The following is a 20123-nucleotide window of genomic DNA, read 5'->3' as shown; positions in this document are numbered from 1 at the left end:
GTTTGCAGAGGTCTGCGTACTGATCCCAGGTCAGATCCAGCGGATAATCCAGGCCTGCCTAACCTTTACCTTATCGTCATAGTCATCATTAGAAATCAGGGACAGTTTTACTTCTACTTTGTCCTGAGAAGCATTGTAGGCCTCTACCAGATCCTCTGCGATTACATCAGAATCGGAATGCTCATAAAAGTTGATGACTACCTTTTCGCCCTCGTCTGCCTGTACTGCAAATCCGCCCAGCATGGACATCACCATAGATGCACAGAGTGCTCTTACGATCATTGTTCTTTTTTTCATATCAAATCCTCCTTGATTGTTGTTCATGAGTGATCCGGGATCTGCAGATTTCCTTGATTTTCCTCGTGTTCTTATGACAAAAGCATAGCACCGCTTCCCGATTCCCACAAGGTTGATGTTTTTTCAGCCCTCCCGGGCTCTCCTTCCATTGATTTTTTCCCCACATGTGTTATACTGATACCATCACGCGAAAAAATAAAGAAATGGAGTACTGTTTATGATAAAGGAAACCTCCAACCAGTTAAAAGCCCGGGCGCGGGGGACGCTGCTGGGGCATTACGGACTGCCCATCGGGGCGTCGATTCTGACGACGGCGGCGATCATGACCCTGGAAGGGCTCATCAGTCTTGTGGTTCCAAAGAACACGGCAGGGGTGCTGATCTCCTACCTGACGATGCTGATCGCGGCGATCTTTTCCACCCTTCTGCAGACCGGATATCAGTATCTGCTCCTCAATATGGCCCGTGGAAAAAAAGCCGAGCTGAAGGATCTCATCTATCCCTTCCAGACAATGCCGGATCATGTGATCCTGCTGGCGGTAAGACTGTTCCTTTTGACCCTGGCCTGCATGCTTCCGTTTTTGGGAGGTCTCATCATCTTCGCACTGTTTTACCAGCTTCTGATTTCAAGGATCATTATGGTGCTGCTCCTGATCGTGAGCTTTTTCCTGATTCTCCGGATGACCCTCGATTACTCGCAGATCTTCCTGCTCTATCTGGACAATCCGTATCTTTCCTGCCGGGAGATCATGTATCAGAGCAAAAACCTCATGAAAGGCAACCGAATCCGGTATTTTTACCTTTTGGTCAGCTTTGTCGGGATCGCTCTTCTCGGAGTCGTAAGTCTCGGCATCGGTTTTCTCTGGATCACTCCCTACATGAGCATGACAGAGGTGGAATTTTACCGGGATCTTATCAACGAACACAGTCAGGAATTTTAAAAAAAGAAAAGCCGAAGTTTTTTCCCGTTTTAGGGATCAAACTTCGGCTTCTTTTTTACCATTGGTCAGTCTACGTTTCCAAAGAAAGCTTCGTGGATGGCGTTCATTGCTTTCTCGCCGTCTTTCTTCTTCACCAGAACGGTGATGCGGATCTCGGAAGTGGAGATCATGTTGATGTTGATGCCCACGTTGTAAAGAGCCTCGAACATCTTGGCTGCCACGCCGGGGTTGCTGGTCATGCCGGCTCCAACGATGGAAACTTTGGCAACATCCAGGTTGCTGGTCACTTCGTGGAAGGTCAGGCGCTCCTTGTTCTCCTCGATGATGCGAATGGCATTTTCCACATCCTCCTCGTTTACAGTAAAGGAAATATCCTTGGTCTTCTCACGGCCGATGGACTGCAGGATAATATCCACATTTACATTGTTCTTTGCCAGTAAATTAAACAGTTTAAAAGCGATACCCGGCTCATCTTTCAGGCCCATAACGGAAATTCTGGCCGCATTCTCATCCAGCGCTACACCGCTGATCAACATTCTCTCCACGCTTGTTACCTCCTTGACAATGGTTCCCTCGGAATTATTCAGGCTGGAACGTACCACCAGGGGAACTCCGTATTTCTTTGCCATCTCCACGGAACGGTTATGCAGAACGCCTGCTCCGCAGGTGGCAAGATCCAGCATTTCATCATAAGTGATCTCACTGAGCTTTCTGGCTCCCGGAACAATACGGGGATCGGCAGTGAAAACGCCGTCCACATCGGTATAGATCTCGCAGGCATCCGCATGAAGGGCTGCTGCCAGCGCTACAGCTGTGGTATCGGAGCCGCCGCGGCCCAGTGTCGTGTAATCCTCATAGCGGTTCACACCCTGGAAACCGGTCACAATGACGATCTTGCGGCTGGCCAGCTCATGAAGGATTCTCTCTTTATCAATCTTCTTTAAACGGGCGTTTCCGTAAACGGAAGTGGTCTCCATCCGCACCTGAAAGGCATTCAGAGAGACGGCCGGGATCCCTAAGGAGTCCAGAGCGATGGCCATGAGGGCTACGGAAGTCTGCTCTCCGGTGGTCATCAGCATATCCAGTTCTCTCTTGGGAGCTTTGGGGTTGATCTCACGGGCGGTCTTCAGAAGGATATCCGTGGTCTTGCCCATGGCGGAAAGAACGACCACCACATCATTGCCCTTGGAATATTCTTCGGCACAGCGCCGGGCGACATTCATGATTCTCTCCTGGTCGCCGACGGAGGTGCCGCCAAATTTTTTTACAATCAGCATACTAAGCCTCCTACTAAACAATAGACTGCGCCGCCATTTTACCGCGGGCAGTTGACATACTGTTTTATTTTATCACACGTTTATGTGTAATTACAACAAAAAAAGTAACTATTCAGAGCCGCACCTCGATTTCGCTGCGCTCCATCTCGTTGTGGCTTCTCGCCAAATAGATTTCCAGTCTAAAGTGTTCGTTCATGCAGGCATGACTCACACTTTTGCTGAAAATCTGCTTGGCTCTGAATAGTTACAAAAAAAGACTGCCGAAATTCATTTTTCCGACAGTCTCTCTTATCAATTTTTATGCGTGCAGATGACGGACACGGATCCGGGAGATCACGGTACCCAGTTTTTCTGCTTTTTCCTTGTATTCTGCCTCGGAGATTACGCCGGTGACAAAAGCAAATTCTCCGGTAAGCTCCGGAACGGACACCGGATCCACATGGCCGAAAACAGCTTCCACAGCTGCAAGGTCGCTCGCTGCGTCACCTTTTACCCGTACGAGGAAACGGCGTCTGGAATCGTTGAGATCATCAAGCGTGAGCTTCTCCTCTCCCCAATAAACCGGGATCGTCTCGCCCTGGTGCATCACTTCGTCCACCACATCAGCAACGACAGCGCTGGCCGTCGGGAACTTTCCTGCTCCGCTTCCGTAGAACATGGCGTCACCCAGCACATTTCCATGAACGAAAATCGCATTGAAAACGCCGTTCACGCTGTAGAGCGGATCGTTCGGTCCCAGAAGGAAAGGCGCCACCATGGCAAAATAGTGCCCCTCCAACTTGCGACTGTAGGCCAGAAGTTTGATCGTCATACCCAGAGCTTTCGCGTAACGGATATCGGCTGTGGTGATCTTCGTGATACCCTCGGTGTAGATATCCTGGTAATCCACCTGCTTATCAAAAGCCAGGGAGGAAAGGATAGCGATCTTCCGGCAGGCATCATAACCTTCCACATCCGCCTCAGGATTGCGCTCCGCATAACCCAGAGCCTGAGCCTGCTTCAGCACATCGTCAAAATCGGAACCCTCCTGAATCATTTTCGTCAGGATGTAATTTGTGGTTCCGTTCAGGATTCCTGTGATCTCGTCGATCTCATCGGCGGTCAGTGAAGAATTTAACGGACGGATGATGGGGATACCGCCGCCGCAGCTTGCCTCAAAAAGGTAGTTTAAATTTCTCTCCTTCGCCAGTTTCAGAAGCTCGGTACCATGGCGGGCCACCAGCTCCTTATTGGAGGTGCAGACGCTTTTTCCTGCCAGGAGTGCCTGTTTACTGAAGGTATATGCCGGCTCCACGCCGCCCATTACTTCCACAACGACCTTGACCTCCGGGTCGTTTAAAATGATATTGTAGTCGTGTACGATTTTTTCCTGAATGGGATCTTCCGGAAAATCGCGAAGATCCAGCACATATTTGATGTTGATCTCCTGACCTGCTTTTTTACTGATGCTCTCATGGTTGGTTTTTAAGACCTCCACCACACCGCTTCCCACAGTGCCGTAACCCAGAACTGCTATCTGTGTCATCTTTCGTTTACTCCCTTGCTAATATTTTCAGATACTGGATACCCTCCAGTTTTTCGATCGCCTCCACCATACTGGAAAGATCCCCTGTGTTAGGCAGGATCTCCACACTCAGGGTAAGAGACGCTATGCCGTTAATGGGAATACTCTGATGAATGGTCAGAATATTGGCCTGGTAATCTGCCACGATATGAAGCACATCGGACAGAAGGCCAGGCTCATCATCCATCTGAATCATGAAGGTTATGGTCTTTCCCTTCGCATTGTCATGAAAGGGAAAAACGTCATCTTTATATTTATAGAAAGAACTCCTGCTGATTCCCACCCGGTCGGTGGCCTCCTGCACCGTGGAGACACGTTCTGACTCCAGCAGACGTTTGGCCTCTACCACCTTCGAAAGAACTTCCGGAACTGCTTTCTGCTTGACAACGAAATATTTGCTCTCTGACATGGTTTTCCTCCTTGTACGTCTATTAAGTACATTTGTAGTCACAAGGAAGATGTTACCACAGTTTTCCAGAGAACGCAACGGCAAATCTATGATCTTTTTCTAAAAATCTCTTCCACCGCCGCCAAAATTTCCGCCGCCGGAGGAATCATGGGTCGTGGTCATGCCGGAGTCGCTGCTGCTGCTCTCATGCTCGATATGGCGGTGGCTCACATGAGAACCGATAAAGTCGTCCCTTTTCCGGCTGACCTTCAGTTTTGCTTTCTCTTTATAAGGATACTCGTAGGCCCCCCATTTGAGATAGTAGGTACCGATGACGCAGCTCACAGCCACACCGCCTGCCACCAGAGCGATACCGAGAGCGATCAGAAACTCTGCCAGAGTGATCTGACGAATCTCTTTTCCCGTATCATAATAGTCATATTCCCCGGTATCCTCATTGTATGTATATTTGCCATCGACTACACCGTCCTCAATGTAATCAACAGTGGCGTTCAGCATGGCTTCAAAAGCCGCCGCGTAGGCTCCATCCTTCACATCCTCGTAGCCGGCATCGATGATCCCGTCCACACGGTCGTCGGTGATGTAACGAACCTTCATATCTCCGACAGTCTCCACCTGAACCCGGCGGTTATCCATAGCGATAATGTAAATGGCTCCGCCGTCTTTTCCGTCATCGTAGAAACCGTTATCCATGTAGAAATCATCGGCGTAGACTTCTGCCTCTTTCCCCTCGGCGTCATCCGTCGTGAGGATAACGAAGTTCATGTTAAAATTTTCTGCCAGATTATTGGCCATATCGTTCAGCTCGTCTTCCTCCTCGGTGGTCAGAAGATCCGCTTTATCAAAGACAAACTGCTCTCCGCTCTCAGCGGCCAGAGCTGTCGGCGCTGCCGCAAAAAGAAGACTGACGGCCAGGAGCGGCGCTATGAAAATTCGATCTCTTTTTCTCATATAAAATACCCTCCCAGAAGACCCAGCAGAAATACGGGAATCGTCACCGCCAGGAAGAGCCTGACGACTTTGCCCCTGTCCAGAGGAAGCTTTCCGACGACTTTGCCTGACTGGCCGTTCATCGTGTAGTAATACATTTTTCCGTCTTTTCCCTTGTAGGTCACAGTCCAGACCGGAAGGAGAGCGTAATGCTCCTCGACTTCCTCAATGGTACAGTCGCACTTCTTCGTTGTCACGGAATCGTAGCCGCTGACGCTCTCCCGGAGAAGTTTCTTGCCGTATTTGTTCACATCGTTCAGAAGCTCTCCCTGAAACTCGGAGGACTCCATATCTCTTCGCTCTGCCTGGAAACCGGAGAGATAGCCCATGTGAAAAGGCTTCGCCTCGCTGAGTTTGTAGGGCCAGATGCCCTCCACCAGAGTTCTGTTGGCCTTTTTCAGGGCGTTCTTGCTGAGCTCCTTAAAGGTCAGATCGCCTTCCCGCTCCACATGATATTCCTCGGTCTCCGTGTACTCGTCGTCCCCGCTGGTCCAGGTATGAATGTTCTCACCTGTGGCCTCGTAGATGCCCTCCGCCTTCACATCGAAGAGCCAGGCCGGGAAATAGACGCCGGAGAACTTTTCGATCTGCTTTTTCTCAAAGAAGGCGTTGGGGACAAATTTCTTGCTATGTACGAAATTCATGAAGCTCTGCTCCGCTTTTTTCCGGTCGATGACGAAGGGCACCACGAGATCCGGGAGAAATTCTCCGCTGACCCGGCCCGAAAGCACGACAGGATTGTGGCAGTAATAGCAGAAGGTCGCAGCTGTCGTGGAATCCGTCACGATCTCCGCGCCGCAGCTCGGACAGGTGTAGAGGACGGCCTCGCCCTCGTCATCTGCTGTTCCGGAAGCCTTCCGGCTGTCCTTACCGGCGGCTTCCTGATTTCCGGCTGCTCCGGAGGCCGCTTCGCTCTCGGGTGCCGCCGTTCCGGCATCCTCCCCGGCACTCTTCACATCCGGGTTGGCTGCCTCCAGCTCTTCCTCTGTAAAATAGGAAAAGCAGTATTCGCATTTATATTTCTGAGTCTGCGGATCAAAAGTCAGTTCTCCTCCGCAGTTCGGGCATTTATAGCTAACTGCTGACATAGGCTCCCTCCTTTACGGGCGAGGTTTCCCGCAGTTCGGGCAGAATTTTCCGGTGTTGACTGTACCGCAGGAGCAGGTCCAGGTGGCCGGAGCAGGGCGGCGTCCTCCACAATTCGGGCAGAAGTTTCCGGTATTGACTGCTCCGCAGGCACAGGTCCAGGTGTCGCCTGACGGCTGCTGGCCGCCCTGAGGCTGACCGTACTGCTGGTTCGGCTGCTGCTGACCATACTGACCCTGAGGCGGTATCTGCTGCTGATACTGAGGCTGCTGGCCGTACTGCTGATGATACTGGGGCTGCTGCTGGTTCATCTGCTGCTGATACTGTGCCTGCTGGTTCATTTGCTGCATATTGGTATTGCTGGCTGCACTCATGAAACCGCCGGCTCCCTGCATGCCCATGCCCATTCCCATATAGCCTGCCATCGCTCCGTTTGCATTGGAACCGGCTGCTTCCAGTCCTTTTGCGATGGAACTCTGTACAAAGCCCTCACGGATGGTGGGATCTCCCATCATGGCGCCCTGGTTTCTCATATTGATGAGCTTCTGAGATTCCTCATCATAGGAAACACTGGCAATGCCGACAGACTGGATCTCGATACCACGGGCTTTCTTCCAGTCTTCATCCAGAACCTGCGCCATATATTTGGAAAGCTCTCTTGTCTTACTGGTCACATGAGAAATGCGGATGCCGTCTACGGACATCTGACTGATGGCACTCTGAAGTGCCTCCAGAAACTCATCCAGGAACTGCTGATTGATATCTTCCACTTCCAGATGAGAAGCATTTCTCGGAACCACCTCCGTATAGAAACGGATGGGATCTGTGATCTTGATGGAATAACTTCCGTGCGTTCTGAGGAAAAGCTCGGAATTGTAGAAATTATCGAAATAGTTTACCGGATTTCTCGTACCGAAACGGATGCCTCTGATCTCCTGAAGGTTCAGGAAATATACTTTCATGGAAACCGGTTTTCCGCCTCCGAATTTAAAACGGTTGAAGGAATCCTTCAGAACATCTCCCACCAGATCTCCATTAAAAAGTGAAGGAGCAGAAGCATTGTCTACCGTATAGTAGCCAGGCTCTGCGGAATAATCGATGATCTTTCCACCGTCTGTCAGGATCATGAACTGATTGTCATAGACATGAATCACAGAACCGTTGGAGATCACATCACTGTTCCCTCTCCGGTTGGAACCCTGTCTTACGATATTTCCCTCTGTAAAGAGCGTCTGCTCCCCCATATCACCGGCTTCCACAACGTCAAGCCACTGATCTGACAATGTTCCCCTTGCAGTGTCCACTGCTGCTCTGATAATGCCCATAGTATCTGCCTCCCTTTTTCTTTTTTACTCCATATCTGAATCCGTATCGCCGGAGGATTCACCCAAGGTGATCCATTTCAGATAAGCGTTGATAAACAGATCGATATTTCCGTCCAGAACACTGTCCACATTTCCTGTCTCTGCTCCTGTCCGATGGTCTTTTACCATGGTGTAGGGCTGAAGGACGTAGGAACGGATCTGGTTGCCCCAGCCGATCTCCTTGACCTCACCGCGGATACCGGAAACCTTCTCCGCATTCTCCTGCTGTTTCAGAAGATACAGCTTTGCTTTCAGCATCTGCATGGCCTTGTCTTTGTTCTGGAACTGGGAACGCTCATTCTGACACTGTACCACAATACCGGTCGGTAAATGGGTGATACGGATGGCAGAAGAAGTTTTGTTGATATGCTGTCCGCCGGCTCCGCTGGAACGGTAGGTATCTACACGGATATCTTCGTCCCGGATCTCCACATCCAGATCCTCCTCGATATCCGGCATGACATCGCAGGATACGAAGGAAGTCTGCCGCTTTCCTGCCGCATTGAACGGGGAAATACGAACCAGACGATGTACGCCTTTTTCTGATTTCAGATAACCGAAAGCGTTCTCGCCGTTGACCTGGAAGGTAACGGATTTCACGCCCGCCTCATCGCCGTCCAGATAGTCCAGAACTTCCATGGAGAAGCCTTTCTTATCCACCCAGCGGCTGTACATACGGTACAACATGCCGCACCAGTCGCAGGACTCGGTTCCGCCGGCTCCGGCGTGCAGGGTAACGATGGCGTTGTTGTTGTCATATTCGCCGGAAAGCAGGGTCTTCATGCGGATGTTCTCATACTCGGTGATGAACTCATCCATGTTTGCCTGGATATCCGGCAGAACAGCCGGGTCATTTTCCTCATAACCCATCTCGATGAGAAGCTCGATCTCCTCGAAAAGCTCCGTCAGATGATGATAGATCGCGATATCGTCCTTCAGGCTTTTCAGAGTCTTCATGCTCTCCTGGGATTTCTCCGGGTTATCCCAGAAATCCGGCTCCTCCATTTTTCGCTCAAGCTCCTGAACTCTCTGCTCTTTGTTTACCAGATCCAGAGAATCCTTGATTTCCTCCAGGGGCTGCTTATATGTGCCCAGAGTGTATTTAAACTGGTCTAATTCAACCACAGATTCCACCTCTTTCTTCTGGCCCGCCAAGGTGGGCCGCCTCTTTTTCCGTTTGCCTTAATCGATCCGAATACTCACTGCCTGCCGCTCCTGAGATTTCTACATTTCATAACGTCCAAAATGCCCGGCGGAGTCTTTCATCCGCCGGGCAGAATCTCATGCGGGCTGCCGCGTGATTCTCCTTATGCGCGTCTGCCGCAGCACTGTTTATATTTTTTACCGCTTCCGCAGGGGCAGGGATCGTTGGGATATACCTTTTCTTCCATGCGCTTCTTCGGCTCTTTCGGGCCAGACTCGTCTTTGTTGGTTCCGGTTACCTTGGCAACCTCCTCACGCTCGGCCTTCTGCTCTACTCTTACATGGTAGAGGAGACGGAGGGTATCCTCCTGGATGGAAGCTGTCATGGCATTGAACATCTCGTAAGCGTTCATCTTGTACTCTACAAGCGGATCCTTCTGGCCGTAAGCCTGAAGGCCGATACCCTGACGCAGCTGCTCCATATCGTCGATGTGATCCATCCACTTCCGGTCTACAACCTTCAGCATAATCACTCGCTCCAGCTCACGAAGCTGCTCGGGCTCCGGGAACTCTGCCTCTTTGGATTCATAAAGCTTGGTAGCCTGCTCTTTTAAGAGCTGTTTTAACTGATTTTTCTTCAGATGATCCGGAAGCTCCACCTTCGGAAGGGGAATTACCGGAAGGAGCAGGGTGTCAAGCTCGGTGAGGTTCCAGTCCTCGCGGTCCTGCTCATCGGAAATACACATATCTACGGTATTGTCCACGAAATCAGCTATCATCTTATAAACGGAATCACGCATGTTTTCTCCGTCCAGAACGCGGCGGCGCTCTTTGTAAATAATCTCACGCTGTTCGTTGTTGACCTGGTCATACTCGAGGAGGTTTTTACGGATACCGTAGTTGTTGCTCTCGATCTTCTTCTGGGCCTTCTCGATGGCGCTGGAAAGCATCTTGTGCTCGATCTGCTCATTCTCAGCTACACCCAGTTTCCGGAAGGTGTTCATCAGGCTTTCGGAACCGAAGAGACGCATCAGATCGTCCTCCAGGGAAATGTAGAAACGGGATTCTCCTGGGTCCCCCTGACGGCCGGAACGACCACGCAGCTGGTTATCGATACGGCGGGACTCGTGACGCTCGGTACCGATGATCTTCAGACCGCCGGCCTCTTTTGCCTTGTCATCCAGCTTAATATCGGTACCACGGCCTGCCATGTTGGTGGCGATGGTAACGGCTCCGTGAATACCGGCATCCTTGACGATCTCAGCCTCCAGCTCATGGAACTTCGCATTCAGGACATTATGCTTGATGCCCTGTCTTTTCAGCATGCTGCTTAAAAGCTCGGAAGTCTCAATCGTGATGGTGCCGACCAGAACCGGCTGTCCTTTCTCATGAGCCTCTTTGATGGCCTCAACAACTGCACGGAATTTCTCTTTTTTCGTCATATAAACGGCATCATCCAGATCTTTACGGATAACCGGACGGTTGGTGGGGATCTCCACTACGTCCATGCCGTAGATCTCACGGAACTCTTTTTCCTCGGTGAGAGCGGTACCGGTCATACCGGATTTCTTTGCATATTTATTGAAGAAGTTCTGGAAGGTGATCGTAGCAAGGGTCTTGCTCTCTCTCTTGACCTTCACATGCTCTTTTGCCTCGATGGCCTGATGGAGTCCGTCAGAATAACGGCGGCCCGGCATGATACGGCCGGTGAACTCATCGACGATGAGGACCTCGTCGTCTTTTACCACATAGTCGCGGTCGCGGAACATGAGGTTGTGAGCTCTTAAGGCAAGAATGATGTTGTGCTGGATCTCCAGGTTCTCCGGATCTGCCAGGTTCTCGATATGGAAGAAGTCCTCAACCTTATGAACGCCCTGTTCCGTCAGGTTTACGACTTTGTCTTTTTCATTGACGATGAAGTCGCCGGTCTCGGTGATCTCCTCACCCATGATGGCAGTCATCTTGGTCACTTCGCCGCTGGCCTCGCCTCGCTCCAGCTGTCTTGCGAGGATATCGCAGACCTCATAAAGCTTGGTGGATTTGCCGCTCTGGCCGGAAATGATCAGCGGGGTACGGGCTTCGTCGATGAGAACGGAGTCCACCTCGTCGATGATGGCGTAGTGAAGCTCTCTCTGTACCAGCTGCTCTTTGTAGATCACCATGTTGTCACGAAGGTAGTCGAAACCGTCCTCGTTGTTGGTTACATAAGTGATATCGCAGGCATACTGGGCGCGGCGCTCGTCGTTATTCATGGAGTTCAGGATACAGCCGCAGGTCAGGCCTAAGAAGCGGTGAACCTGTCCCATCTCCTCGGCATCACGGTGTGCCAGATAATCGTTGACGGTGATGATATGAACGCCTTTTCCCTCCAGGGCATTCAGGTAAGCCGGAAGGGTCGCTACCAGGGTCTTACCTTCACCGGTCTTCATCTCGGCGATACGTCCCTGATGAAGGATGATACCTCCGATCAGCTGTACGCGGTAGGGCTCCATGCCAAGTACACGTTTATCTGCCTCACGGACAACCGCAAAGGCTTCCGGAAGCAGGTCATCCAGGGTCTCTCCGTTGGAAAGACGCTCTTTAAACTCCGTTGTCTTATTTCGCAGGTCTTCGTCGGAAAGTGCCTGCATCGTCGGTCTTAACGCTTCGATCTTATCCACCAGCGGTTTGATTCTTTTCACCTCGCGCTCGCTGTGGGTACCGAAGACCTTTTGAAACATGCTCATATTGATAATCTCCTAAAAATTATATTTCGTCCATTTCTTCATAAACACTTCTATTCTACCACTTTCTGTAAAGTTTCACAATAAAATTTTTCTGAACAAGCTGTAAACGGGAGGAATTGCTTTGCTCATAAATGAAAACAGCGCCTCCCTCAGGGATTTCTCCCCGGGAAGCGCTGTTTTTTCACACTTTGATCCGTCTGGCTGCGTCGTCGCTGATGAGGATTCTCCGGTTTTCCACGCTTACGATGACGCCCCCGAAGATCCGGCTGATGACCCGTACGTCCTTGCCTTCGCTGACCTTGCAGCTTCTGATATAATCCATCGTTTCCGGCATGCCGGTCATCCATTTGATCGTGCAGGCTTCTCCGGCCTTGGTTTCATTGAGGGATAACATAATTTGCACCTTTCCTTTCTTTAAATTATCGAAACTGTTCAGAACCACCTCCAAAATGCTACGCATTTCGTCGGTGTGGCGTATCCGCCAAAAAGATTTCCATGTAAAAGTGTTCATTCATGCAAGCATGATTCACACTTTTGCATGAAAATCTGCTTGCTCTGAACAGTTGCAAATTGTCTGAAAATTCAGTTAGTCTTATCTATCGTACTGTCTTTTTCATTATTTTCTTCTTTTTGTTCTATTTTATTCCTGTTATCCCGCATTAGTCAATTATAACGTTTCCCGGTCTTACGACAGAAAACCATGCTTATTTCATCATTTTCGAAGGCTTAAAATCCCATGATCCATTTCATATACAACATCACAAAGTATTTCAATATCATCTCTGTTATGGCTTGCTAAAAGTATTGTTTTTCCTTGTTCTCTTAAGTTTAAAAACAATTTTCTCATTTCCTCTACTCCAGCATTATCCAATCCATTCATCGGTTCATCCAGAATAATAATATTTTGATCTTCCATAATTGCTTGCGCGATTCCTAAGCGCTGTTTCATCCCCATTGAATACTTTCTAACCTTTTTATCTCCAGCCTCCAGCAATCCTACCATTTTTAAAATTTTTTGGTAATTTGAAATTTTCTTTCCAGAAATAGATGCTAATAGCTCTAAATTTTTTCTTCCTGAATATTGACCTAAAAAACCAGGTTCTTCTATGATCGCGCCAATCTGTCTATGATCTACTTGAATATCGCCTTTGTCTACCTGCAGCAAACCACAGATACATTTAAATAATACCGTTTTTCCTGATCCATTTCTGCCAATGATTCCACAAATCTTACCTTTAGGAACAGATAACACTACATCTTTCAAAACAGTTTCCTCTTTAAAGCTTTTAGTAACATGATTAACTATAATACCTTCCATAAAAACTCCTTTACTTTACAAAGTCTGAATGTGTTGTTTTATGAAATACCAGAATCACTAAAAACAAAAGTCCTATCGTCAATATAGTAACTGCTTTTTCTAAAGAAATTCCATGAGACGTGTATTCTGACAAATTACTTAAATCTGCCCAACCAGCCGGTGTCAAATACATAACCCACCCCGGAAAATAGCGCACCCGTATGACAAGCAATGCAGAAAAAAGTGTTACAACCAATCCAATCTTTTTACCAACATACAAATTCAAATACCATTGTAAAAATCCATAAAAACTACAAATAAGATCGACAAGCAAAAAGGTAATCCCCACTGCTTTCCATGGTGTATATTCGAAAATAACTTTACTTGAAACAGAAAACGGCAAAGCATAGTCTGTTTCTGCATTTGTCAAAGCAAGAGTACTCCAAATTCTTCCCCATTCTGCCTGAAAAGAAATATAAGGAATCAAAAGTACTAGGCTCAATATGAGAAGAAAACTTGCATACATGAAACTAATTAAAAAGACATAAAAAATTTGTCCCAATGCCCACTCAGATATTTCCGAACGTACAATAACATAACATTGCTGCCTATCATAAAAGGGAGCATCTATAAAAAAAGGAAGCGCTGTCGCAAATATTAGCGCAGAAAGAATTACATCGCTAAAAAGGAACGGAAAAAGGAACGGTGACGCACCTTCCCCTACATCCTTCAAAAATTTTCTAAATGGAAGCATTCCATTTAACATGAAAATTATCAAACAAACCGGCATCACAAATAATTTATAGCCATTACACATTACTAATAATTGATATCTGCATATTTTAATCGCCTGTTTTATTCTTTTCACGAAAATTCCCCCTTCAGTCTTTTATACATTAACTCATATCCTGCAATAATAAATATTCCTGTAACAAAAATCGCATAACCTATTAAAAATACTGGATTCTTGGTATAAGTTACTGTACTTGAATCAAAAATTCTTTCCACTGAAAGTATTGGTACTTCAACAGATATTCTTGAAAATATATAAAACAAAACGAAATGAATTAAAAAAGGTAAAGCATATATTGCATAAGAATTTTTAACCATTGTGGATAATGCCAATGCTATTACACTCATTCCCGCACAATACAAGCCATACAAAAAAGCCTGTATCAATATATATATATCTGTATTTTCAGGAAGCAGCCATCCCAAACAACTTTCCATTTTAAAATTTGCAACTGTTAGACTTTCTATCGCAACAAGAGGTACCCTTAAACATGTTTTTATCAGAAACAGGCTTGTCCCAATTACAAATACAAAGAAAGCAGCAAAAAAACACGCTAAAATTTTAGATATAATATATTTTTTTATTCCTATCCTCATAATTATGTATTTAAGGATATTCCCCTCCACATCTTCCGTGTAAGAACCTGCATATGCAAAAGAAGTAATTGCCATCGACAGCAATGAAGTAGTTGAGCGTCCCCATATATGTATAAACAAATATAACGCATCATCATATACTGTAAATCGTTTACTGTTTATCTCCCAAACAAGAAAAAGTAATATAAAAGAAACTGCAAATCGAAAATTGAAGAATGCCCGTTTTATATCTGTTTTTATAAAAGTTTTCATGCAATAGCCTCCAATGTTTCCGCATTAAAATAAATTTTTCTTAGGTATTGATTTTCTGGCATTTCTTCTGGAATAACCAATACCTGGCATTCCCATGCAGGTATAATTTCTCCCTTATTTTTTTCCACATCCACATATTTAACTTTTTGACACAATGTCATTTTCTGAATCTCATAAGAATCCTCCGAAATTATATTTTCAATATATTGCTTTACCTTCATCAACACATCCGACGGTAAAGAAAGTTCAAATTCTTTATCTGGTTCTAATGGATAATATCCATTTATGCCCAATAAAGATAATCCCTGCGAATTATAAATTGCCTTAATACTATATTCATCTGTTCCTTCTCCTGAAAATGGAGCTACAATTTTATACCCACACCATGAATAACTTATTTCAAAGTAGTAACTATCATCCATCTCCGTCCATTGATTTTTAATCTGAGAAATCTTATCGCCATTTTCCTGTGCCTTAGCAAGTAATACATTTTCCTCATCTTGCATAACTGCATGATCCATCACATAACAATTTTCCATTCTAATTTCATTTACCCCAATCTTTTGTAATATGGACTGAACTTTTGTCCAGGCATCCTCCTGAGTCATAAATGGAAGGTTTATTTTTGTCTGGTAATGATCTCCATTATAATCATCAAAACGTTTATCCGAAAACAAAACATTGTTGATAAATATAGCCTGTGGTGTCATGAAAGTTATATAATTATCTAACGTAATAAATAATGATGTATCATTATTCGTTATATATACTTTTTCTTTCCAGTTATCATACTCATTTACATACTCTTCTTTCATCTTTTGTCCATTTAAAAGTATTTCTTTTATTTGATCAGAATTATCCCAAAATGAGTTCTGCGATAATTTTATTTTCGTCCCTTTTCCCGATTTACATACTTCTGGGATTTCAATTTTTGCATTTACATGAATCTTATCACTTAACACTTGCTCTATATGTTCCGGGAATGGAATTGATTTTGAAACTGTCTCTGATTCTGTTTGTTCTACAATGCTCTTTGCTACTTTTTCTTTTTCACATCCACTGTTAAAAATCACTGTACTAACCATTAGAACCGCTATCAATAATAATTTCTTCATCATTCATCTTTCCCTCCCATTTTCCTTATTAGTCTAAAGGCACATTGCCTTTTTTTAAAGCATGTGCCTTTGGATTTCAAGCCTCTTTACAATTTCACAAAAAACTTCCTTAATATTACGGTGTCCATCTTCCTCCAACAACGACACTACCATGACCAAACTGTTCTGCACACAACTGATACTGATTTCCAGCTTTTGCAGTTACTCGATAATAATCTAAGGTTAAAGTTGATGCTGTTGACGTCCATGTCCATGCCGTTGTAAGCTGACCTGTACTTCCATTTGGTCCTACCCACATTGAAATCTTCGGTGAACCACTTGAAACACTAAATTGTGTCATTGTCACATAAGCCTTCTGTTCATTATCCGCTTTAGTTGCAACATATCCACAATTTGCTACTGTCCCATGCAAATAATCTTCATTCATATGGAATAAATAACTACGGGTCTGTGCAGATACATTTAATGACAATGCCATAACACCAATTGCAATACCTGTCAACATAGTTTTCCATTTTTTCGTTACTCTTCTCATTTGCAACTCCTCCTTCATTTTATCTTTTATAATTCTTTTTTTATTTTCCATAATGTCTGCACTGGTCTCCCCTCCTTCGCCGTATTTTTTATTTTAATAAAACATTCCCAACATTTCGGACTATAGCAAGATAGTCCGAAAATACGGTTTCCTTTGATTTATACCAGATTTTTGCTTTTCATCAGGAGAAGAAGCCCCATTTTAAGCTATTCCTGGCGAGTTACATCGTTTCTGCAGGCATATTTCTTTGCAAAATTTATCATAAAAATATGTACTATATAGTCCGAATATGTTATAATAGAACTATATATAGGAGGTATTTTTATGGCAGTTCCGGCAGAAATCAGAGCAGTTCCAAGACCTGTCAATACGATTGTTGATGACAGTGGAACCAACAGCCCGAAGCGTTATGCAGTCCGCCAGCGGGCATCTTCAAAATATATTCCGGGTGGTAACCCACAACCCAAAAACGGAAAAGTCATCGGACACATCATTGATTACAAATATGTGCCTTTGACTGACAGCACAGCCTCAGATGGACCGGATATGCTTTCTTACGGAGCTTCGGCTCTCGTAAAATCAGTTTCGGCTGATCTGCTCTCGGATCTTTTGAATATCTATCCGGCAAACGAAGCATACAGCATCATGTCCATTGCGACTCTTCGTGTCATCAGGCCCAAGATCACTCTTGGAAGAATGGCTACCCATTACCGTAGAACATTCGTCTGCAAGGATTATCCCGGTGCTGCCATGTCAAAGAATACTCTGGGAAATCTGCTTCAGCGTATCGGACAGGACGGAAACAAGCGGAAGGACTTCTATCAGCTGCGTATTTCATCTGTTGCCGAAGATCATCATATCGCCATCGATGGAACGTTAAAACAGAATACCAGTATCGTGAATGATCTTTCTGCATATTCTTACAAGGCCAGAACCCGAGGCTGCAGTGAAGTATCCGTATTGTATGCTTATGATATCGAACAGATGGAACCTGTGTGTGCCGAAGTCTTTCCGGGTAACAGCATCGATGCGAGTTCGTATTCTGCATTTATCCGTGATAATGATATCCGAAAAGGAATCATCGTTGCCGATAAGGGATTTCCCCCCAGCAAGATCAAAGAGGAACTGGCCGAACGACCGGAACTCCACTTCCTGACACCGATCAAAAGAAATGATCTTCGGATCTCCGATAATAACATGCTGTCTTTCGAGGGTGTTCTTGAAGGCATCGAAGGTCATGTCGTTTATAAGAAAAAACAGATCAAGGGTGGGCGTTTTCTCTACTCCTACAGAGATGCCAGAAAAGCAGCCATTGAAGAAGCTGATTACCTGACAAAGGCTGAAAACCAAAAAACCTTTGAGCCCAAGAAATACAGCAAAAAGTCTTCATTATTCGGCGTGATCGTTTTTGAGAGCGATCAGAATCTTGATCCTAAAACCGCATACCAGTGTTACGATGACAGATGGCTGCTTGAACTTGTATTTAACCGATACAAAAGTGATGACTGTCTTGACAAGACAAATGTCCAGGGTGATTTCTCTGTTATCGGGTCAGAATTCGTAAATTTCATCACTACAGTAATGACGTGCCGGATTATCCGTAAAGCCACCAGGGCCGGTCTCCTAAATAAGATGAGCTACGGCGATCTGATGGATGATCTGTCAAGTGCATGGCGAAAGGCCGATGCACCTCAGAAGCCAAAAACAGATGATGGCTACTGGGTTCATACACTGCAGATCGTTTTTGAAGAACTCGAGGCACTCGGTCTTTCAGAACCCGTCCCTAAGCCTGAACCAAAGAAGCGGGGACGTAAGAAAAAAGAACCCGAAGTGTCAAAAACCAAACGCCCAAGAGGGCGTCCAAGAAAGGATACTAATCCGTCTGTCGGACTTCTATAGTCCGACAGACTGGGAATGTTTTATTTTAATTACTTTTATATTTTTATATATATCATAGCTATTTATATTTGTCAATTATTTTATTTTTCGTTTATTACCATTTTATATTCTACATAAAGTTATTTTTATAATTTTATCTTTATTATATAAATTGCTATTTATTTTTATATTCTTTTGATATAATATAATAGATATGCACTTGTCATTCTATATGTACATATATTATAGTTTTTCAAATTAAGGAGATTTATTTTTATGCCGCAAATTCCAAAATTAACAAATAGTGAACAAGCACTTTTAGCTACTTTATGGGAATCAAAAATCCCACTTACCTCTTCACAAATTATCTCCAACACAAAAAAATGTAGTTGGAAACCCAGTTATACTCATTTTCTTCTTAACTCTCTTTTAAAGAAAGGCGTTATTAAAGTGGCTGGGTTTCAACAATCTTCCACCAATTATGCACGAACATTTGAGCCTACTATCACTCAGGAAGAATATACTTCTTCTCTGTTTGAAACCAAAGATCCTTCCCCTGCTTTTCTCACAAGTCTTTTTTCTGCCTTAGTTGAACGAGAAACAGATGAATCTTTACTTAATGAATTGAGTACTTTACTAGAAAAAAGGAAAAAAGAATTGAAAAAAGATTTAACATAAAGCTCTTAATTTTTTTGACTGTAGGAGGTATTTATGATTACATTTTATTCTTTCTGCTGGTCTGTAATCATAAGCAGCATTTGTATTATTATTTTGATCCTTTTTAGACGAAACAGTAGATTTTTACTTAATTTTAATTTACCTACTTTACTCTTTCTTTTTTTGCTTTGCATGATAAGGATGCTCATTCCATTTGAGTTTCCACACTTTCAGAAAATAATAGATTCTCACACTTATTCATTTATTATGAAACCATATGCTATTTTATCTGCTCATTATTCATATGTACTTTCTGCTTTTATCATCATTTGGATAATAGGTATCTTTTACTTTTTTTATCGCTTTTGTAAAAGAATTTATCTATCCAATCTATATCTTCACAATCTGAAAAAGCAGACTTCTGATATAGCAATGATGATTCTTGCTCAAATAGATGCTCATCATAAATTATCCGCATTCTATTCAGAAAGCATTGAAGTACCTATGGTGTGTGGATTGTTTCATTCCACTATCTATCTGCCTACATACAACTATACAGAAAAACAACTTTATCATATTCTACTCCATGAATATACTCATTACAAAAATAGAGACTTATGGATCAAATGTATAATTCAAATATTTTGCATCATTTTTTGGTGGAACCCAATCGTTTACCTTCTATGTAAAAATTTAGATGATGTTTTAGAATTAAAATGTGATGCCACATTAGCTCAGGATTTTAAAGATGAAGAAAAAATCAGTTACCTTGAAACCCTGCTATATACACTCCGCACCGTTCAAAATAAACAAACTTTATATACTCAAAAAAACTTTTTAACTAGTGCCTTTATTAAACCTGCATCTGAAAATTTTACAAAACAGCGTTTTCAATATTTATTAAATGGCCCAAAGAAGCATTCTCACTTTCTAAACTACATTGGTATAGTTTTAATCAGTATTTTCTTCTTCTCATCATATTATTTTTTATTGCAGCCATCCTATGAAGCTCCGAGAGAAGAATTATGGGGGCCTAAAACCACAAACGTTATTGATGCATCTAATTCTTATCTGGTTCCTAAAGATGCACATACTTATTTTCTTTATTACAATGGAAATATAATAGATGAAATCTCTGCGGAAGAAGTAAATGCATCTTTTAATTACTATTTACCAATAAAAAATCAGGAGGAAAAATAATTCT

19 protein-coding genes are annotated in these 20123 nt (G+C 44.4%); 4 read left to right on the top strand and 15 right to left on the bottom strand.

Going from position 1 to position 20123, the window contains the following annotated elements:
• Positions 1 to 30 precede the first annotated feature (30 nt).
• Positions 31 to 297, bottom strand: a complete 267-nt coding sequence (locus tag LKD71_RS08945) for a hypothetical protein (RefSeq protein ID WP_227615138.1) — start codon at positions 295 to 297, stop codon at positions 31 to 33.
• A 217-nt stretch (positions 298 to 514) separates the two neighbouring features.
• Here LKD71_RS08945 and LKD71_RS08940 point away from each other — a divergent pair, with 217 nt between their 5' ends.
• Entirely contained in the window at positions 515 to 1237 is a 723-nt protein-coding gene (locus LKD71_RS08940) for a DUF975 family protein (protein WP_227615137.1), read from the top strand.
• A gap of 65 nt (positions 1238 to 1302) precedes the next feature.
• On the opposite strand, the gene LKD71_RS08935 is transcribed toward LKD71_RS08940, so the two are convergent.
• The 14 genes from LKD71_RS08935 to LKD71_RS08870 form a co-directional block, all read right to left on the bottom strand.
• Positions 1303 to 2514, bottom strand: a complete 1212-nt coding sequence (locus LKD71_RS08935; protein WP_227615136.1) for an aspartate kinase — start codon at positions 2512 to 2514, stop codon at positions 1303 to 1305.
• 298 nt (positions 2515 to 2812) lie between these two features.
• On the bottom strand, positions 2813 to 4039 hold the full coding sequence (locus LKD71_RS08930; RefSeq protein WP_227615135.1) for a homoserine dehydrogenase: 1227 nt from the start codon (positions 4037 to 4039) through the stop codon (positions 2813 to 2815).
• A 7-nt stretch (positions 4040 to 4046) separates the two neighbouring features.
• On the bottom strand, positions 4047 to 4487 hold the full coding sequence (locus LKD71_RS08925; protein ID WP_178045669.1) for an ACT domain-containing protein: 441 nt from the start codon (positions 4485 to 4487) through the stop codon (positions 4047 to 4049).
• Positions 4488 to 4586: 99 nt separating this feature from the next.
• Entirely contained in the window at positions 4587 to 5438 is an 852-nt protein-coding gene (locus LKD71_RS08920; RefSeq protein ID WP_227615134.1) for a TPM domain-containing protein, read from the bottom strand.
• On the bottom strand, positions 5435 to 6565 hold the full coding sequence (locus tag LKD71_RS08915; RefSeq protein WP_227615133.1) for a TFIIB-type zinc ribbon-containing protein: 1131 nt from the start codon (positions 6563 to 6565) through the stop codon (positions 5435 to 5437). The genes LKD71_RS08920 and LKD71_RS08915 overlap by 4 nt, the downstream gene beginning before the upstream one ends.
• Positions 6566 to 6577: 12 nt before the next feature.
• Complete coding sequence (locus LKD71_RS08910; protein WP_227615132.1) at positions 6578 to 7888, bottom strand: SPFH domain-containing protein; 1311 nt, start codon at positions 7886 to 7888, stop codon at positions 6578 to 6580.
• A gap of 24 nt (positions 7889 to 7912) precedes the next feature.
• Positions 7913 to 9052 (bottom strand): peptide chain release factor 2, encoded by a 1140-nt coding sequence (gene prfB, locus LKD71_RS08905; protein WP_178045665.1) that lies wholly within the window; start codon positions 9050 to 9052, stop codon positions 7913 to 7915.
• Between the two features lie 182 nt (positions 9053 to 9234).
• Complete coding sequence (gene secA, locus LKD71_RS08900) at positions 9235 to 11796, bottom strand: preprotein translocase subunit SecA (RefSeq protein ID WP_178045664.1); 2562 nt, start codon at positions 11794 to 11796, stop codon at positions 9235 to 9237.
• A 181-nt stretch (positions 11797 to 11977) separates the two neighbouring features.
• Positions 11978 to 12190 (bottom strand): FeoA domain-containing protein, encoded by a 213-nt coding sequence (locus LKD71_RS08895; RefSeq protein ID WP_178045663.1) that lies wholly within the window; start codon positions 12188 to 12190, stop codon positions 11978 to 11980.
• 318 nt (positions 12191 to 12508) lie between these two features.
• The gene (locus tag LKD71_RS08890; RefSeq protein ID WP_178045662.1) at positions 12509 to 13114 is read right to left on the bottom strand and encodes an ATP-binding cassette domain-containing protein; all 606 of its coding nucleotides are present in this window, start codon (positions 13112 to 13114) and stop codon (positions 12509 to 12511) included.
• 10 nt (positions 13115 to 13124) lie between these two features.
• A complete protein-coding gene (locus tag LKD71_RS08885) occupies positions 13125 to 13961 on the bottom strand; it encodes a hypothetical protein (protein WP_178045661.1) in 837 nt (278 codons plus the stop codon).
• On the bottom strand, positions 13958 to 14734 hold the full coding sequence (locus LKD71_RS08880; RefSeq protein ID WP_227615131.1) for a hypothetical protein: 777 nt from the start codon (positions 14732 to 14734) through the stop codon (positions 13958 to 13960). Before LKD71_RS08880 ends, LKD71_RS08885 begins: the two co-directional genes overlap by 4 nt.
• Complete coding sequence (locus LKD71_RS08875) at positions 14731 to 15852, bottom strand: hypothetical protein (protein ID WP_178045659.1); 1122 nt, start codon at positions 15850 to 15852, stop codon at positions 14731 to 14733. Before LKD71_RS08875 ends, LKD71_RS08880 begins: the two co-directional genes overlap by 4 nt.
• 112 nt (positions 15853 to 15964) lie before the next feature.
• Positions 15965 to 16435 (bottom strand): hypothetical protein, encoded by a 471-nt coding sequence (locus tag LKD71_RS08870; RefSeq protein WP_178045658.1) that lies wholly within the window; start codon positions 16433 to 16435, stop codon positions 15965 to 15967.
• A 273-nt stretch (positions 16436 to 16708) separates the two neighbouring features.
• Here LKD71_RS08870 and LKD71_RS08865 point away from each other — a divergent pair, with 273 nt between their 5' ends.
• The 3 genes from LKD71_RS08865 to LKD71_RS08855 all read left to right on the top strand — a co-directional run bounded on the left by LKD71_RS08865 (position 16709) and on the right by LKD71_RS08855 (position 20119).
• Entirely contained in the window at positions 16709 to 18283 is a 1575-nt protein-coding gene (locus LKD71_RS08865) for a transposase (RefSeq protein ID WP_227615130.1), read from the top strand.
• A gap of 255 nt (positions 18284 to 18538) precedes the next feature.
• Positions 18539 to 18940 (top strand): BlaI/MecI/CopY family transcriptional regulator, encoded by a 402-nt coding sequence (locus tag LKD71_RS08860; RefSeq protein ID WP_227615129.1) that lies wholly within the window; start codon positions 18539 to 18541, stop codon positions 18938 to 18940.
• Between the two features lie 33 nt (positions 18941 to 18973).
• Entirely contained in the window at positions 18974 to 20119 is a 1146-nt protein-coding gene (locus LKD71_RS08855; protein WP_178045619.1) for a M56 family metallopeptidase, read from the top strand.
• Positions 20120 to 20123: the final 4 nt, after the last annotated feature.

It is taken from the genome of Fusicatenibacter faecihominis (assembly GCF_020686945.1).
GTDB classification, from domain to species: domain Bacteria; phylum Bacillota; class Clostridia; order Lachnospirales; family Lachnospiraceae; genus Limivivens; species Limivivens faecihominis.
Note: the sequence above shows the minus strand (reverse complement) of the source record. Positions and strands in the feature narration are given on the sequence as shown.

Coding starts and splice junctions, on each gene's coding strand:
- LKD71_RS08870 (WP_178045658.1), bottom strand. CDS start 16,435: ATGGAAAATAAAAAAAGAATTATAAAAGATAAAATGAAGGAGGAGTTG.
- LKD71_RS08855 (WP_178045619.1), top strand. CDS start 18,974: ATGATTACATTTTATTCTTTCTGCTGGTCTGTAATCATAAGCAGCATT.
- LKD71_RS08860 (WP_227615129.1), top strand. CDS start 18,539: ATGCCGCAAATTCCAAAATTAACAAATAGTGAACAAGCACTTTTAGCT.
- LKD71_RS08920 (WP_227615134.1), bottom strand. CDS start 5,438: ATGAGAAAAAGAGATCGAATTTTCATAGCGCCGCTCCTGGCCGTCAGT.
- LKD71_RS08890 (WP_178045662.1), bottom strand. CDS start 13,114: ATGGAAGGTATTATAGTTAATCATGTTACTAAAAGCTTTAAAGAGGAA.
- LKD71_RS08880 (WP_227615131.1), bottom strand. CDS start 14,734: ATGAAAACTTTTATAAAAACAGATATAAAACGGGCATTCTTCAATTTT.
- LKD71_RS08930 (WP_227615135.1), bottom strand. CDS start 4,039: ATGACACAGATAGCAGTTCTGGGTTACGGCACTGTGGGAAGCGGTGTG.
- LKD71_RS08865 (WP_227615130.1), top strand. CDS start 16,709: ATGGCAGTTCCGGCAGAAATCAGAGCAGTTCCAAGACCTGTCAATACG.
- LKD71_RS08925 (WP_178045669.1), bottom strand. CDS start 4,487: ATGTCAGAGAGCAAATATTTCGTTGTCAAGCAGAAAGCAGTTCCGGAA.
- LKD71_RS08915 (WP_227615133.1), bottom strand. CDS start 6,565: ATGTCAGCAGTTAGCTATAAATGCCCGAACTGCGGAGGAGAACTGACT.
- LKD71_RS08945 (WP_227615138.1), bottom strand. CDS start 297: ATGAAAAAAAGAACAATGATCGTAAGAGCACTCTGTGCATCTATGGTG.
- LKD71_RS08940 (WP_227615137.1), top strand. CDS start 515: ATGATAAAGGAAACCTCCAACCAGTTAAAAGCCCGGGCGCGGGGGACG.
- LKD71_RS08895 (WP_178045663.1), bottom strand. CDS start 12,190: ATGTTATCCCTCAATGAAACCAAGGCCGGAGAAGCCTGCACGATCAAA.
- LKD71_RS08935 (WP_227615136.1), bottom strand. CDS start 2,514: ATGCTGATTGTAAAAAAATTTGGCGGCACCTCCGTCGGCGACCAGGAG.
- LKD71_RS08875 (WP_178045659.1), bottom strand. CDS start 15,852: ATGATGAAGAAATTATTATTGATAGCGGTTCTAATGGTTAGTACAGTG.
- secA (WP_178045664.1), bottom strand. CDS start 11,796: ATGAGCATGTTTCAAAAGGTCTTCGGTACCCACAGCGAGCGCGAGGTG.
- LKD71_RS08910 (WP_227615132.1), bottom strand. CDS start 7,888: ATGGGCATTATCAGAGCAGCAGTGGACACTGCAAGGGGAACATTGTCA.